This is a genomic window from Rhodococcus sp. Leaf278, from assembly GCF_001426085.1.
GTDB lineage: Bacteria > Actinomycetota > Actinomycetes > Mycobacteriales > Mycobacteriaceae > Rhodococcoides.
In genome coordinates this window covers 139,333-153,624 of sequence record NZ_LMRR01000041.1, presented here as the reverse complement: position 1 = coordinate 153,624, position 14,292 = coordinate 139,333, and the positions used below count along the sequence as shown (strand labels likewise).

Genomic DNA, 14,292 nt, shown 5'->3' with positions numbered 1-14,292 from the left:
ATCCTGTGGGTCGACGCGCGGCGGAGGTAGGGAGCTCGGTGGAATATCGAATCGACGACTTGGCCCGAGAGGCCAAGACGACCACTCGCAACGTGCGGGCGTACCAGGAACGAGGCCTCCTGCCGCCACCCACCCTCCGAGGACGAGTCGGTATCTACGGTGACGATCACCTGACGCGGTTGAAGGTGATCGATTCTCTGCTCCAACGTGGGTTCACCTCGGCGCACATCGCCGACTTCCTCTCGGGCTGGGAGCAGGGCAAGGACCTGGAGGAAATCCTGGGTCTGCAGGAAATCGTGACTCGTAAGTGGTCCTCGGCCGAAACCACCACCATTCCTGTCGACTTGATTGCGGAATTTCTCGGCGAGGACAACAACGACATCGTTGCCCGACTGATCGACGCGCAACTGATCAGAATCGACGGGGACCAGGCCGAGATCCTCGACCCCACTCTCCTCGAGGTGTTCGTCGATCTGAGCCAGTACGGCTTCACTCTCGAACACCTACTCGACCAGCACGAGCGGACCGCCTCGATGATGAATGCCATCGCGGAGTCGATGGTGCGGAGTGTGACCGACCATCTCGCCGCGAAACACGGACCGGGTTGGCTTCCCAAGTCGGGGGAGGTGGCCGAGACGACCGAGATGTTCGAGAAGATGCGCAGTCTGGCGATGAAATCTGCGCAGGCCGAGCTGGCTCGCGCCCTCGACCGCGTTCAGGAACAAGCTCTGAGCGACTATCTGTCGCAGACGCTGTCCAGGCAGAACGAGTGAATGGTTTGCCGACTGCGACAATCGGACATACGTAGCTCTCGACAGCCGAACGGCGGCTGACCGCCTAAGGGGGCACCATGAGGTTCGTAACGTTGATCGTTCTCGTCTGGCTGATCATCGGCGCATTCGCGTCGTACCAGCGCGGAGATTTCGAGAGCGCACCCGACAACTGCGCAGGCGCGGGCACCATTGCCCTGACCGTCGTCGCAGGACCGCTCAACTACTTCGGCGTCAACCCCGAGGTCACAGATTGCAACGTCACGGTTCCGCAGCCGAGTGAGTGATCCGAGTCTCTGACCGCGCGGACGCGGAACACCTTCCCTAACCTGGTGGGGTGTTCCGTGGACGCCTGTCGATGCTTCTCGCCTTCGCGATCCCGGTTGTGTTGGTGTCGTTGGTGGGCGTCGGCGGATACATCGCGTTCACCAAAGCCCGCGTCGATCCACTGACCACTGCCGATGCCATCGTGGTACTCGGCGGCGAGCACGACGGGCGCGAGGCTTACGGCATTTCTCTCGCTCAGCAGGGTCTGGCGAAGACGGTGGTGCTCTCGGATCCGTACGGATCCAGCGACCCCACCATGAAAAAGGCCTGCGCGGCCTCGACCGCCGAGTTCGAGGTGCTGTGCATTCCGCCGATTCCGTCGACCACGCGCGGAGAAGCGATGTTCACCGAGGAGCTCGCCCGCGAGCGCGGGTGGAATCACGTCATCGTCGTCACGTGGCGTTACCACTTACCGCGCGCTCGGTACATCTTCGATCAGTGCTTCGACGGCACCGTCACGATGCGTCCGACGCCACGCGCCTACGACTTCTCCCTCGTCGAATGGGAGTTCACGTACCTCTATCAACTTGCGGGGTTCGTCAAGGCCGGCGTGCAGGGATCGTGCCAGGACTCGGCGGGCGACTGACCCCGGTGGGGCTCACCCGATCTTGTAGTAGAGCGTGACGCCCGACTTCCAGGCCAGAAATCCGAACATCGCCGCAGCGATACCTCCCACGACATTTGCGACGAAAAAGGTTGCCGCACTCCGATACCGCCGCCGTCGGGCGAGTCCGATCGTGACCGATACCAGTGCCGCCATCGGTGCCACCGAGGCCAGGAAGCCGACGCCGACCACAGATCGGAGAGCGTCCGGTGGATCGATCGCGAAGACCGACCCCAGCGCTGCGCATGCCAGAAGATTCAGCGCGGACAACCGACGGCGGGATGTGATCGCGAACGAGAACACGAACTGGAGAAGTGCCGCCAGCGCGCCCCCGATGGCCACGAGAACGATGGTCGTCATCGGCTGCTCGGTCTTGTCACAGCGGCGCCGATGGCCATGGCGATCAATGCGATGACAGGAGTGGCGACGAGGTACACCACCGAGTTCCATGCACCGCGGTGCGTCACCGCCTGCAGCGCATACAGGCTGAACGTGGTGAACCCGCACGCCAGCCCGAACACTCCCGCGCGAGCAACCGGGGCAGGTCGTCCCGACAGATAACCGAGGGCGGCTCCGACGACGAGGCAGCCGAATACATCGACGCCGAACGTGCTCATCAAGAGCCATCGCGGCGTGACGCGCCACGTCCAGACCTCGTACCGCATCGCCGCACCGACCGCACCGCCGGCGGTGACCGCGAGGTACTCACCGATCGAACGACGACGGTCCGCTCCCTGCAGTCCCTCGATCACCGAAGCGAGCCTAATGGGAGTCGAGCCAGTCGGCCGATCGGAAGAAAGTCGGCCGGGGTGTGCCGGGGTAAAGTCGCCGTGTGACTGTGGACGACATGGGCCTCGGGCCCCAGCACTTCGATGTGATCGTGGAGTGGCGTGATCGGGATGTGGTTCTGGCCGTATCCGGCGAACTGGATCTGGCGACTGCTCCGGACCTGTCCGAGTCGGTTGCTCTCGTACTCGAGAAGTCGCCGACGGCAGTGGTGATCGATCTCAGCAACGTGGGATTTCTCGCGTCCGCCGGTATGTCGCTGCTGGCATCCACCCATCAGCAACTCGGCAGCGAGGCCGGGTTCGCGGTGGTCGCAGAGGGTCCGGCCACCGGTCGGCCACTCACGCTGGTCGGTCTGGACGAGGTCTTCGGTATCTATGCAACGGTGGACGAAGCTTTCGTTGCACTTCGTAAGGGTAGATCCTGAACTTTTGGGTAGACGGGACTCATGATGGCGACACTCTCCGGAGGTGACGACTCACGTTCCGACAGTTCGATCTCGACGGCAGGCACGCGAATGAAAGAACTGGTGTTCACCGGCGAGCCTGCTGACGCTGATCGTGCGTCGGCTATTCGTCGTGAGCTCGGTGAGTGGTTGGACAGCGTGGGAGTCGATCCGGATCGGGCTTACGACGTGGTGTTGGCGACATACGAGGCAATCGCGAACAGCGTCGAGCACGCGTACCGCGATCATGCCGACCGTGGAACTCTCGACATCCGCGTGCTGTGGGCCGCGGAGGGTCGGATCGACGTGAAGGTGGTCGACCGCGGCGACTGGGCATCGCACAACTCCGATCCCAATCGTGGACGTGGCGTCCCGCTGATGCGTGCATTGGCCGACAGTGCGGCGGTCACGTCGGATCAGAACGGGACGACGGTCCACATGATCTGGGATGCGGTCGGCACTACCTGATTCCTCCGGCACACTGGTGGCATGGTCGACGTGCAGATCGCTACAGCGGAGAAGAAGAAGATCACTCTCCCCAACCTTCGTGTGCTGTGGCAGTTCGTTCGACCGCACAGTCGCACCCTTGCGGTCGGAATGGCCCTCGGTCTGATCGGAACAGGTGCCGCTCTCGCCACCCCGATGGTCGCGAAGGGTGTGCTCGACGGCCTGGGCACCGATGCCTCGCTGATCGGGCCGATTCTGTTGCTCGTGGGTTTGCTCGTAGTGGGGTCGGTGGTGCTGTATTTCCAGTGGATCGTCCTGGGGGTACTGGCCGAGCGGATAGTCCTCGACGCCCGCAAGTCCATCGTCCGCAAATATTTCGGAGCCACTGTCGGCAGTCTCGGCACGCGGCCGACCGGCGAGCTCGTCACCAGAGTCACCTCCGACACCGTATTGCTGCGTGAGGCGGCGTCGAATGCGTTGGTGGCCATCGTCAACAGTGTCGTGGGCCTGGTGGGCGCACTGATTCTGATGGCGGTTCTCGATCTGGTTCTGCTCGGTGCGATCGCGACGGCCATCATCGCGATCGCGGTCTTGTTCTCGCGTCTGATGCCGCCGATTGCCGTGGCGCAGAGACAGTCCCAAGAAGCGGTGGGACGTTTGGGCGGAATTCTGGACGGCACCTTGCGGGCAATTCGCACCGTCAAGTCGAGCCGGGCCGAGACCCGTGAATCGGAGCGGGTGATCTCCGAGGCACGCACCTCCGCTCAGCACAGTGTGCGGGCGGTGAAGATCTCGGCACTGGCATGGACTTTCGCCGGTGGCGGTGTTCAATTGGCCATCATCGGGATCCTCGGTCTCGGTGGCTATCGAGTCAGCACCGGAGCGCTCGCGGTGTCGAGTCTGATTGCGTTCCTGCTGTATGCATTTCAGGTGATGGGCCCGGTCCAGACCTTGGCCACCAACATCACCGCGTTGCAGGCCGGAATGGCGGCGGCTGCACGTATTCGCCAGATAGACGATCTGGTCACCGAGGTGGGTGTGGAAGGTTCGGCGCGCTCGGTGAGAACCGACTCCGTTGCACCCGCCCTCGAATTTCGTAGCGTCACAGCGCGATACGCGCCCGGTCGAGAACCCGCCGTGCACGGTATCGACCTCGAGGTGCCGGCACGTGGACACACGGCGATCGTCGGACCGTCCGGTGCAGGCAAGACGAGCGTGTTCTCGTTGATCCTGCGTTTCCTGACGCCCGAGAGCGGTGAGATCCGGCTCGGCGGCACCTCGTACGAGCACCTGACCATCGACGAGGTGCGATCCCGACTGTCCTACGTGGAGCAGGAGACGCCGGTGATCCCCGGGTCGATCCGAGACAACCTGCTGTTCAGCCATCCCGAGGCCAGCGAGGCCGACATCTGGACGGCACTCGAGTCGGTGCACCTGGGCTCGACCATCCGTGCGCTGGACGACGGGTTGGACACCGATCTGATCGGCTCGACCGTTTCCGGCGGTCAGCGTCAACGAATTGCGTTGGCGCGCGCCATCGTTCGTCGGCCCGAGATTCTTCTGCTCGACGAGGCCACCGCGCAGGTGGACGGTCGCACCGAGGCGGCCATTCACGAGGTGATTCGGGCCATTGCGTCCGAGGCCGCCGTGGTCACCATCGCGCACCGGCTCTCCACGGTGCTCGACGCCGATACGATCCTGGTGATGGAGGACGGAGTTGTCCGCGCTCGGGGCACTCACGAGGAACTGATGAACTCCGATTCGCTGTACCGAGAATTGGTGGCGGCGTTGCGCATCGGCGATGCCACCGCGCTGCCGAGCCCGAGCTGAGCAGCTAGCGTCCGGAACCGGATTCCGTGGTGGTGGTCTCGTCGTCCGACTCTTCCTCGGACGTGGTGGTCGATCGGTCGGCACCGGTCGTGCGACGCGAGCTCCGCGTCGTCGTCTCGGACCGATCCGGTGTGGTCGTCGTGGGACGAGCGGTGGTGGGCACTGCGACCTGCCACGTGGGGGACGGGGGTACGACGACGATCGTCGAGCTCGGCGACGCCACGACCGAGCTCAGGTTGTCCGACCTCAGTGCGGGTGGACGCACCGTCTGATCCGTGTCGTCGAACGCGCCGCCCAGAGCTCCGATGGTCAAGCCGACGGCGATGGCCACTCCAGCGCTTGCCACTGCTGCCAACGCGATGACCTTGTCGCGCATGCACAGACCCTAACGCCGTGGCCGAACCCGGATGGTCGGCAATGATGCGAGAACGTTACCTCAGGGTGCGGGGCTGTGAGGGATGGACGTTCGTCACGGCGTCAACCGCAGCACGGTGGGCAACGCGTCCGCGATCAGCTCTCCGGCCAGCTCGTACTCCGAGGGCTCGCGGCGGTAAGGATCTCCGATGTCCAGGGTGTCGACACGATGTACCGCTCGCGCATCCGCGAGAGCAGCGATCGTGTGTGCGCCCGACGCGGCGGCCAGGCCGGCTGCTTCGAGGAGAGTGAACGTACGACGCATCTGCCGCGGTGCGAGGGCGAGAACGGCGTCGCGATGAGCGGACGACATCGTCAGCACCAGGTCTGCGTCGGCAGCGATTGCCGGTGTGAGGCGTCGAGCGACGAAACCGTCCGGATCGCCGCCGAGCTGAGTCAGCACCATCGCGGCCGTCGGGTCCATGGCGTGACCGGTCAGACCCTGGGTTCCGGCGCTGCTCGCGGTCAGGTCGAACCCACCTTCGTGGGCGAATGCGGCAGCGAGTCGCTCGGCCGTCGGAGATCGGCAGATGTTCCCGGTGCAGACGAACAGAACGCGCATGCGGCAACTGTAATGGTGTCGTCGACGCGAGATGTCGCGTCCACTGGGGCCCGGTCGCGGGACGCGCTACAGTGTGCCTTTGGGGGGATCGAGACTGGTTCGTGACATCGGATCTCGGCGTGTGTTCACGGGGAAATCGACAAGAGGCGGGTAATGACCGAAGTTCTCGGTGTGTCGGTGGGGGCCAGTGCGGTCCGCATGGCTCGCCCTGACGCGCGCCCGCACAATTCGGGTCGCCTGGATTTTCACCACGACACCGTCGACGCCTACTGGGATCGTGCCGAGGAGTTGGCTGCCGAGTCGATCGGGGTGGTGCTGTCTCAATCGGGCGATAGCGGACCCGTGCAGGCGACCGGAGTCGCATACCGCGATCAGCAGCAATTCGGTGAGATCCAGCAGGCGATGGCGAGTCAGCGCCTCTACAACTACCGGTTGGTGCCCGAGGCGCGTGCGGCGTTGCAGTACCTCGAGGCATCGGGCGAACTGGGCCATTTCGGCACGATCGGGCTCTACGACCTCGGCAGCTCCGGGTTGACCATCAGCGTCATCGACCGCGGCACCGGCCAGGTATTGCTCGCCGAGCGCACCATCGACATCAGCGGTGACGACTTCGATCGGCTCATCTCGGACAACCAGCTCGCCAAGCAAGGCGTCGACATTGCCGACAACCAGGAGCTGAGCCAGTTCACCGCGCGTTGCCGGGTGGCCAAGGAGCAGCTGTCGACCAGTGGTGCAGTGTGCTTGCCGGGCGAGGGCGGCGTCATTCTGATCTCCCGCGAGGCGTTCGAGTCGCTGGTGACCGTTCCGATCGAGTACTCGGCCCGGTTGGTACGTGACGTCATCGGGCGATCACCCAAACACGTCGACGCTCTTGTCCTCATCGGAGGCGGAGCTCGTATTCCGCTGGTGGAGTCGATTCTCGGTGCGTGGATCGGCCTTCCGATCATCACCCCGGCCGATCCGGAATCAGTCGCTGCCCGTGGTGCGGCACTGTTGGCGACTCCGGTTGCAGACACGTCGCGTCCGCCCACTCCGCCCCCGGCCCTGCGGCAGTCGTCGTCCGAGCCCGCATCGTTGTCCGGAGCTCCCGATTGGTTGAGCCCGGACCCCGCGTCCGACAAACCGATCGACTCCAAGCGCAAGGTCCGCGGCGCGGTACTCGTCGCGGGTGGTCTCGTTGCCGTCGCCGCCCTGGGGTTGTCTCTCGGGTACGGCGGTGGTTCCACGCAGCCGACCAGCGCACCGGCGGAAACGACGGCTCCGATCACGGCGGTGCCCACCACACCGAGAACGACGATTCCGCGTACCAGTGCGCCACCCACTACGACCACGACCGTGCCGCCCACCACGGAGGCTGCGCAGGCTCCGGCCCGCACGTACTCCGAGCCGGATTACGTTCCCCCCGCGGCGCCGGCACCCGCGCCGCCGCTGATCCCGGGCCTCCCGCAGATTCAGCTGCCGCAGATCCAGTTGCCGCCGCCACCGGTCTTCCAGCTGCCGCGTTTCTAGCCCGCGCTCGTCAGGCTCAGGGCAGCTGCAACTCCGCGAGAACCGCCAGGTGATCGCTCTCCGGGATCGTGAGCGGCTGAACCGACAGAGCACGAACGTTCTCACTCGTCACCACATGGTCCAGGCGTGCCAGCGGTCGCTCCGACGGGAACGTGCGGAACAGGCCCGCGCCCGCTGCGTCGGCCGCGTCGGAGAACGGAGACGACGCCAACGTCCGGAACTGCCGGTGATCGTTGGTGGCGTTGAAGTCTCCGGCGACGATTGCGGTGTCCTGGTAGGTCTCCATGATCGACCGCATCCTGGCCAGATCGGCATTCCATTCGGTGGTGTGCCGGGGTGTTGCCGGCGACATCGCGTGGAACGAGACGAGAGTCAGATCCTGCCCGTCGACGGTGGTTCGTGCCTGTACCGGCACGAAGCCGAAATTGTCGAGACGGGTGCCCTCGGTCAGTGGGGTGCGGCTCCACAGGCCGGTGCCGTCGGCCACGGGCAGCGCAGCGGTGAAGGAGAACGGGAGTAGTTCGTCGATACCCGCCGCCCGCAGATCGGTCACTTCCTCGGGCGTCAGTTCCTGGACGGCGAGGATGTCGACGTCGTTGGCACGTACGGCGTCGACTATGGCTGCAGCGTCGGCGTCCCCGTGCGCAACGTTGACGGTCAGAAGGGATAGCTCGGGGCCGGAGTTGTCCGGCCCGTCGGCCAGAAACATCGGCACCTGCACGCCGACGACAGCGATCGTGAGCACCACGGCGACGGCCGACCCGAGCCGGGCGCGGGCAGCGGCGAAGAGGATCACGGCGGCGAGTGAGGCGGCGGCGAGATACGGTGCCCCGACAACCAACGCGACAAACGTGATCTCCGTCACTCCCACTTGCCGGACGACGAACATTCCCAGGGTCACGGCGACCAGAATCCAGCCGACGACCTGCGCTGCGGTGCGAACGAAACGGCGCATCGCCGCGGTACCTCCTGTTGCGTGCCCGAGTTGGGCATGGATGTGTCGTGCGTTGTCTACACTCGGCATGTGCCCAGCTCAGAGCCGATATGCAAGTGTCATCACGAACAAGCTGCGCACCGGCATTACCGGCGTGGAACCAACTGTTCGCTGTGCGACTGCCCGCGTTTTCGGGGTCCGATACCGCTTCTGTCGAGATGGTGGCCCAGAAAGTAATTCGCCGAGCGAAAACAATCCTACCGTCCGATCCTGTGCGAATAATAAATCCAGTCGATAGGATTAGGGGCCTGGATACAGGCAATACGGACAAATGCGGCTCGGGGACCGTCCGACATTCGATCCGGTAGGAGAGGCGTCATGTCGAACGATGCAGTGCTGGACAGGCTCGGAACGGGACTGAGGGTCCTCGAGGTAGACCCCATCACGTACCGACCGCACCCGATTCACAACCACGACCGCATCTGGACCGAAACCAACTGTTACGTCGATCTCTGGATCGAGGTACTGCATTCGCTCGGTGCGGACCCCACTCCAGCACTGGCATTCGTACTCAGTGCCGGGTGCGACGGCAGGCAGTGGGACTTCGTGAAGATCATGCCCGAGGACCTGCGCACCTTGTACGGAATCGACGTGGCCGAGATGAACGTGTGGCGGCCCGTGCTCGAGCATGTAGTCGAGGGTCTGGACGACGGCATCCACGTCACCGTGGAAGTCGACGGTTTCTGGCTGCCCGACACCGCGGGCACCAGCTACCGAAACCAGCACACCAAGACCACCATCGTGCCGAACCTCGTCAACCGCGAGGACAAGGTGATGGGGTACTTCCACAATCGCGGGTACTTCGATCTCACCGGGGCCGACTTCGACGGGATATTCAACCTCGCTCCCGAACCGCATGCCGAGGTGCTGTTGCCCTACGTCGAGCAGATCCGGGTGAACTCTGCGGTGCTCGCTGCCGGATTCGGTGATCGAGACCTCGACGTCGCTCGCGCGCACTTGGCACGCCGCGCGCCGGGCAACCCGGTGGATGCGCTTGCCAGGCGCATCGTGGCCGACATTCCGCTCGTCCAAACCGCCGGGCCCGACGCATTCCACCTGTGGTCGTTCGGACTGCTCCGGCAATTCGGAGCCACCGCGGAGCTCGCAGCGAACTACGTGGAATACCTCGACGGCCGTGGCGCGCCGGGTGCTGCCGCCGCAGCACCGCACTTCCGTGATGCCGCCTCCGGTGCCAAAGCCGTGCAGTTCCGCATGGCTCGCGCTGCACGTGGCCGTGACGTTGTGCTCGACGAACCGCTGACCGAGATGAGCAGGAACTGGGCGGTCGCCATGGACCTCGTTGCAGGTGCCGTGGGCACGTGATCGATCTGCTCGACGGCGTCCGGTGGCGGCTGGCCCGAACCGACGCCGGCACCGTTCTCGACCCCGTGGACCTACCCGCCGATCTCGACTGGATCGACGCGGAGGTGCCCGGCACGGTGGCGTCGGCCCTCGGTGCGTCGCTCCCTGCAGTGAACCCGGACGATCACGACTGGTGGTTCGTCGCGGACGTCTCCGCCGCCGACCACGGCCGGGTGCGAGTGACGTTCGACGGCATAGCAACTCGGGCCCAGATCTGGATCGACGGCAGTCACCGCCGAACGGTCACGTCGATGTTCGTACCCGAGATCATCGATCTGACCGAATGCGGGCCCACAGTCCGTATTGCCGTACACGTCGAATCGCTTGCTATGCAGCTGAAATCACGCCGGCCCCGCGGGCGATGGCGATCGTCGTTGATTGCCGCGCAGGGGCTTCGGCACGAGCGCACGACGATGCTCGGCCGGGCACCCGTGTACGGGCCCCTTCCGATTGCCGTCGGACCGTGGCGTCCGGTGTCGATGACGCCGATTCCCGATGTTCGTCGCCTCGAATCGACGACGGCCGTGTCCGGCACCGACGGCATCGTGGTGCTGCGCGCCGAACTGGGATCCCCCGCTGTGGCTCGAATTCTCATCGACGACAACGCCTTCGAGCTCGGCACGGTCGAGCATATCGATTCGACTCTGACTTTGCCGGACGTCGAACTCTGGTGGCCGCACACGCACGGTCGACCGCGAACGTACCGGGTGGCGCTCGAGATCGACGGCACCGTACATCACACGGGGGTTGTCGGCTTTCGTACCGTGGAACTGGACCGCTCCGACGGCGGCGCGCAACTCGTGGTCAACGGAGAGGACGTGTTCTGCCGAGGTGGAACGTGGACGCCGCTGGATCCGGTGCGGTTGTGGTCCTCGGAGGCAGACCTGCGTGCCGCGCTCGAACAGCTCCACTCCGCGGGTCTGAACATGGTGCGGGTGGTCGGCACCCTCGTGTACGAGCAACCCGAATTCTGGTCACTGTGTGCGGAACTGGGCATCATGGTGTGGCAGGACCTGATGTTCGGCACCGTCGACCCGCCCACCGACGAGACCTTCACGGCGTCGGTCGCCCGCGAGCTCGACGCGTTTGCCGATACCGTGTCGGCCAACCCGGCACTGATGGTCGTCAGCGGCGGAAGCGAGACGCAGCAGCAACCGACGATGCTGGGGCTTTCCGCCGCAGATCAGCGAATGGAGATGTTGGACAGCGTTGTTCCCGACTTTCTGGCCGATCGTCTGCCCGACGTGGCGTATGTGACGTCGAGTCCGTCCAGTGTGCATGGCGAGCTGCACACGCACGTGGGTGACGGTATCGCTCACTACTTCGGTGTCGGCGGGTATCTCCGTCCGCTGTCCGATATCCGCACTGCCGGTGTACGTTTCGCGGCAGAATGTCTTGCATTTGCCGTGCCCCCGGAACGGGCGTCGGTGGAGCGGTTCTTCGGGTCCTCAGCTGTGGCAGGTCACCACCCGGAATGGAAAGCTGCCGTCCCTCGCGATCGCGGCTCGTCCTGGGATTTCGAGGATGTGCGCGATCACTACGTACGCAGCATCTTCGGCGTCGACCCGCATCTTGTCCGCCGGGACGACGCCGAGTTGTATCTCGATTACGGCCGAGCCGCGACCGTCGAAGCGTTCACGGAGGCATTCGGCCACTGGCGTCGGGCATCCTCGGGGTGCGCCGGTGCCCTCGTGCTCACGTTGCGCGATACCGTTCCCGGTGCCGGCTGGGGCATGGTCGATACCGCCGGGGTGCCGAAAGCGCCCTTCTACGCCTTGGCGCGAGCAAGCGCGCCGATGGCACTACTGCTGTCCGACAACGGACTCGACGGCTACTCGGTGGAATTGGTCAACGACGGTCCGGCGTGCACGGGCACAATGCGAGTGGTGCTGCACGCCGCTGGGGGCAGTCACGAATTCGAGCAGCCGGTGAAGGTGGACACGAACTCCTCGGTCGCGCTGACGGTGGACTCCATCGTCGGCACGTTCACCGATGTCAATCATGCTTACCGCTTCGGCCGTCGAACCTACTCCGCCGTCACCGCCGCATTCCTGGACAGCAGCGGGGTCGAGTTGACGCGCACCACCGTCCTCGTCGGCCCGCAGGCCCGTCAGAACACTGTTGGGTTGTCTGCCGAGGTGACCGAGACGCAGACTAATAAATGGGAATTGACGATTCGATCCGAGTGGGCGGCGCAGTACGTCTGTGTCGACATCGACAACTTCCAGGTATCCGACTCGTGGTTCCATCTGGCACCGAACGAACCCCGGACGGTGACTCTTGTCGGTGATGGCGCGCCCCGCGGACACATCCGGGCGCTGAATTCCGTGGAGCGGGCTACGGTTGCGCCCAAGGTCGTGCACGGTAATTCGTAGTGGGCTACGAATTACCGTGCACGTGCCGCTAGCGGCTCGTGCTGAGTTTTCCTCTGGCATAGCCGATTCCGGCCGCGCCGACACTTGCCACCACGGCCATCGCACCCCAGGCGCGCATCGGATTGCCGCGGGCAGCGGCACTGGTTTCGCGGCCGACTGCGCGAGGCAGGATCTTGGCGGTGTAGGCTCGCTCCGAGGACAGTGCGTCCTCGGCCCCGATCAAGCGGGCGATCGCTGCCTTCGAGACGCCCTCGGCGTAACTACGAGTGATGAGGTAGCGCGGCCGAGTGCGGTCTGCGCTGACCGTGTGATCGACGACGATCGAGGGATCGAACACGATCTGTGCATCGGGATGCGTCTGACGGAGGCGGATGCACAGTTCGGTTTCTTCGCAGCCGAGCGGAACGCGACCGATTCGGCCGATGCCGGAGACGAACCCTCCGAGTGCGACGACGGGCTCGCGGCGGAACGACATGTTCGCGCCCATGAGATTGCGGACCTGAGCGGTTTCCGTTGGCTGCCCGCGGTAGGTGCACCCGACGACCCAATCGAGTTCGCCGGGTTCACCCACTACCTCGGCCGGTAAGAAGGCCGGACGTTTGTCCGGCCATACCGGGTATGCAGAGCCCCCAACGGCGTACACGGCATCGTCCGAGTAATGGGACAGAATGGCTCCCAGCCATCCTGTGGTGCGCGGTGACGCGTCGTCGTCGAGGAAGACGACGATGTCACCGGTGGCAAGATCCAACGAGGTGTTGCGCGCACCGGACAAGCCGCGCGGGTGGTTGTTCTCCACCACGTTCACGGTGTCGTGCAGCGGCAAGAACTCTTCGCGTGCGCGCTCGGCCAGCTGTGCGTTGTGGTCGATCACGACGATCAATTCGTCGGCCGGCACCACCTGATCGAGGACGGCGCGGACGGCGGTCCGAAGCTCGGACCACCGAGCCAACGTGTAAGCGCAGATGACGACCGAGGAAGTCGGCAGGCTCACGCCGTCCTCTCGCGAAGTTCGAGAACCTCGTTGTACGACTCCAGGGCCTCGAACTCGAGGTCCATGTCGGTACGAGCGTCGATCGACTCACGCAACGGGCGAACGATGGACTTGCGCTTGATGTGGCGAGCTCGCACGCGCTCGGTCATGAGCGTGCGCAGTACGCGGAAGCCGTCGGAGAAGGTCCGCAGGTTGCTCTGACCGTAGATCCGGGCGAGCTCGACGCTCGGCACCTCTTCGATACGAACGGACGCTTCGGCGAAGCGGCAGTTGATGATGGTCTCGATCTCGAAGCCGTCGCCCCAGAGCATCATCCCCTCGGATCCGGGCTGATCGACGACGGGCAGATCCAGCACCGGCACCAGGTCGCGCCAGAAGGCGTTGTAGCCGTAGCAGAGATCGGAGAAGCGGGTTCCGAAGAGCGTGTTCGCCACCAGGTGCAGACCGCCGTTGCCGGCGCGACGCAGCGGTGTGATGTCGTGGCTGCCGCCACCCTCGCAGAATCGGCTGCCCTTGGCGAAGTCGGCACCGGCGATCAGGGCCTCGACGAAGCGCGGGATCTCGGCAGCATCGGCCGAACCGTCGGCGTCGAACATCACGATGATGTCGCCGGTGGCGGCCTCGAAGCCACAGGCGAGCGCGTTGCCCTTGCCCTTGCGGGTCTGCTTGATGATGCGGATGTCGCCGCGAATCTCGCGAGCGGCGTCGATGGTGCCGTCCACCGAACCACCGTCGACGAGTACGAGTTCGTAATCGTGGGAGAGCAGGGGGAGGACATGGCGAAGGTTCGCGGCCTCGTTGAGCGTCGGGATGACGACACTGACGCGGGGATTCTGACGATTCAACATATCCATTCCACATGGGTCGAGTGCGATG

General features: G+C 64.7%; 16 protein-coding genes. 9 read left to right on the top strand and 7 right to left on the bottom strand.

What is annotated here, in order from left to right:
* The first annotated feature begins 38 nt into the window (after nt 1-38).
* The 3 genes from ASG84_RS21120 (at nt 39) to ASG84_RS21110 (ending at nt 1,683) form a co-directional block, all read left to right on the top strand.
* A complete protein-coding gene (locus tag ASG84_RS21120; protein WP_057478945.1) occupies nt 39-773 on the top strand; it encodes a MerR family transcriptional regulator in 735 nt (244 codons plus the stop codon).
* A gap of 77 nt (nt 774-850) precedes the next feature.
* The gene (locus ASG84_RS21115; protein WP_032376182.1) at nt 851-1,057 is read left to right on the top strand and encodes a hypothetical protein; all 207 of its coding nucleotides are present in this window, start codon (nt 851-853) and stop codon (nt 1,055-1,057) included.
* Nucleotides 1,058-1,128: 71 nt separating this feature from the next.
* Nucleotides 1,129-1,683, top strand: coding sequence for a YdcF family protein (locus tag ASG84_RS21110; RefSeq protein WP_057478944.1), 555 nt, complete (start codon nt 1,129-1,131; stop codon nt 1,681-1,683).
* 12 nt (nt 1,684-1,695) lie between these two features.
* Here ASG84_RS21110 and ASG84_RS21105 read toward each other — a convergent pair whose 3' ends face one another.
* Together ASG84_RS21105 and ASG84_RS21100 are read right to left on the bottom strand one after the other, a co-directional pair.
* Nucleotides 1,696-2,061 (bottom strand): CrcB family protein, encoded by a 366-nt coding sequence (locus tag ASG84_RS21105; protein ID WP_057478943.1) that lies wholly within the window; start codon nt 2,059-2,061, stop codon nt 1,696-1,698.
* On the bottom strand, nt 2,058-2,453 hold the full coding sequence (locus ASG84_RS21100; RefSeq protein WP_057478942.1) for a fluoride efflux transporter FluC: 396 nt from the start codon (nt 2,451-2,453) through the stop codon (nt 2,058-2,060). Before ASG84_RS21100 ends, ASG84_RS21105 begins: the two co-directional genes overlap by 4 nt.
* An 80-nt stretch (nt 2,454-2,533) precedes the next feature.
* Here ASG84_RS21100 and ASG84_RS21095 point away from each other — a divergent pair, with 80 nt between their 5' ends.
* Genes ASG84_RS21095 through ASG84_RS21085 form a run of 3 tightly spaced genes read left to right on the top strand, consistent with a single transcriptional unit; the run spans nt 2,534 to nt 5,209 of the window.
* Nucleotides 2,534-2,914, top strand: coding sequence for an STAS domain-containing protein (locus tag ASG84_RS21095; protein WP_442971008.1), 381 nt, complete (start codon nt 2,534-2,536; stop codon nt 2,912-2,914).
* 21 nt (nt 2,915-2,935) lie between these two features.
* On the top strand, nt 2,936-3,400 hold the full coding sequence (locus tag ASG84_RS21090) for an ATP-binding protein (protein WP_057478941.1): 465 nt from the start codon (nt 2,936-2,938) through the stop codon (nt 3,398-3,400).
* A 21-nt stretch (nt 3,401-3,421) separates the two neighbouring features.
* Entirely contained in the window at nt 3,422-5,209 is a 1,788-nt protein-coding gene (locus ASG84_RS21085; protein ID WP_057478940.1) for an ABC transporter ATP-binding protein, read from the top strand.
* A 4-nt stretch (nt 5,210-5,213) separates the two neighbouring features.
* Here ASG84_RS21085 and ASG84_RS21080 read toward each other — a convergent pair whose 3' ends face one another.
* Nucleotides 5,214-5,585, bottom strand: a complete 372-nt coding sequence (locus ASG84_RS21080; RefSeq protein WP_057478939.1) for a hypothetical protein — start codon at nt 5,583-5,585, stop codon at nt 5,214-5,216.
* A gap of 93 nt (nt 5,586-5,678) precedes the next feature.
* Nucleotides 5,679-6,185 carry an arsenate reductase/protein-tyrosine-phosphatase family protein gene (locus ASG84_RS21075; RefSeq protein WP_057478938.1) on the bottom strand — a complete coding sequence of 169 codons (507 nt, stop codon included), beginning with the start codon at nt 6,183-6,185 and terminating at the stop codon, nt 5,679-5,681.
* 153 nt (nt 6,186-6,338) lie between these two features.
* On the opposite strand from ASG84_RS21075, the gene ASG84_RS21070 reads away from it, so the two are divergent.
* The gene (locus tag ASG84_RS21070; RefSeq protein WP_057478937.1) at nt 6,339-7,694 is read left to right on the top strand and encodes an Hsp70 family protein; all 1,356 of its coding nucleotides are present in this window, start codon (nt 6,339-6,341) and stop codon (nt 7,692-7,694) included.
* Between the two features lie 16 nt (nt 7,695-7,710).
* Here the strand turns inward: ASG84_RS21070 and ASG84_RS21065 are convergent, their stop codons facing one another.
* Nucleotides 7,711-8,649, bottom strand: coding sequence for an endonuclease/exonuclease/phosphatase family protein (locus ASG84_RS21065; protein ID WP_057479071.1), 939 nt, complete (start codon nt 8,647-8,649; stop codon nt 7,711-7,713).
* A 357-nt stretch (nt 8,650-9,006) separates the two neighbouring features.
* Here ASG84_RS21065 and ASG84_RS21060 point away from each other — a divergent pair, with 357 nt between their 5' ends.
* Both ASG84_RS21060 and ASG84_RS21055 read left to right on the top strand, forming a co-directional pair.
* Nucleotides 9,007-10,011 carry a DUF1839 family protein gene (locus ASG84_RS21060; RefSeq protein ID WP_057478936.1) on the top strand — a complete coding sequence of 335 codons (1,005 nt, stop codon included), beginning with the start codon at nt 9,007-9,009 and terminating at the stop codon, nt 10,009-10,011.
* Nucleotides 10,008-12,425, top strand: a complete 2,418-nt coding sequence (locus tag ASG84_RS21055) for a glycoside hydrolase family 2 protein (protein WP_057478935.1) — start codon at nt 10,008-10,010, stop codon at nt 12,423-12,425. Before ASG84_RS21060 ends, ASG84_RS21055 begins: the two co-directional genes overlap by 4 nt.
* A 28-nt stretch (nt 12,426-12,453) precedes the next feature.
* Here the strand turns inward: ASG84_RS21055 and ASG84_RS21050 are convergent, their stop codons facing one another.
* A complete protein-coding gene (locus tag ASG84_RS21050) occupies nt 12,454-13,416 on the bottom strand; it encodes a glycosyltransferase family 2 protein (protein ID WP_057478934.1) in 963 nt (320 codons plus the stop codon).
* Nucleotides 13,413-14,270, bottom strand: coding sequence for a glycosyltransferase family 2 protein (locus tag ASG84_RS21045; protein WP_082521117.1), 858 nt, complete (start codon nt 14,268-14,270; stop codon nt 13,413-13,415). The genes ASG84_RS21050 and ASG84_RS21045 overlap by 4 nt, the downstream gene beginning before the upstream one ends.
* Nucleotides 14,271-14,292 lie beyond the last annotated feature (22 nt).

Coding starts and splice junctions, on each gene's coding strand:
- ASG84_RS21105 (WP_057478943.1), bottom strand. CDS start 2,061: ATGACGACCATCGTTCTCGTGGCCATCGGGGGCGCGCTGGCGGCACTT.
- ASG84_RS21115 (WP_032376182.1), top strand. CDS start 851: ATGAGGTTCGTAACGTTGATCGTTCTCGTCTGGCTGATCATCGGCGCA.
- ASG84_RS21085 (WP_057478940.1), top strand. CDS start 3,422: ATGGTCGACGTGCAGATCGCTACAGCGGAGAAGAAGAAGATCACTCTC.
- ASG84_RS21060 (WP_057478936.1), top strand. CDS start 9,007: ATGTCGAACGATGCAGTGCTGGACAGGCTCGGAACGGGACTGAGGGTC.
- ASG84_RS21080 (WP_057478939.1), bottom strand. CDS start 5,585: ATGCGCGACAAGGTCATCGCGTTGGCAGCAGTGGCAAGCGCTGGAGTG.
- ASG84_RS21070 (WP_057478937.1), top strand. CDS start 6,339: ATGACCGAAGTTCTCGGTGTGTCGGTGGGGGCCAGTGCGGTCCGCATG.
- ASG84_RS21065 (WP_057479071.1), bottom strand. CDS start 8,649: ATGCGCCGTTTCGTTCGCACCGCAGCGCAGGTCGTCGGCTGGATTCTG.
- ASG84_RS21045 (WP_082521117.1), bottom strand. CDS start 14,270: ATGGATATGTTGAATCGTCAGAATCCCCGCGTCAGTGTCGTCATCCCG.
- ASG84_RS21110 (WP_057478944.1), top strand. CDS start 1,129: ATGCTTCTCGCCTTCGCGATCCCGGTTGTGTTGGTGTCGTTGGTGGGC.
- ASG84_RS21075 (WP_057478938.1), bottom strand. CDS start 6,185: ATGCGCGTTCTGTTCGTCTGCACCGGGAACATCTGCCGATCTCCGACG.
- ASG84_RS21090 (WP_057478941.1), top strand. CDS start 2,936: ATGATGGCGACACTCTCCGGAGGTGACGACTCACGTTCCGACAGTTCG.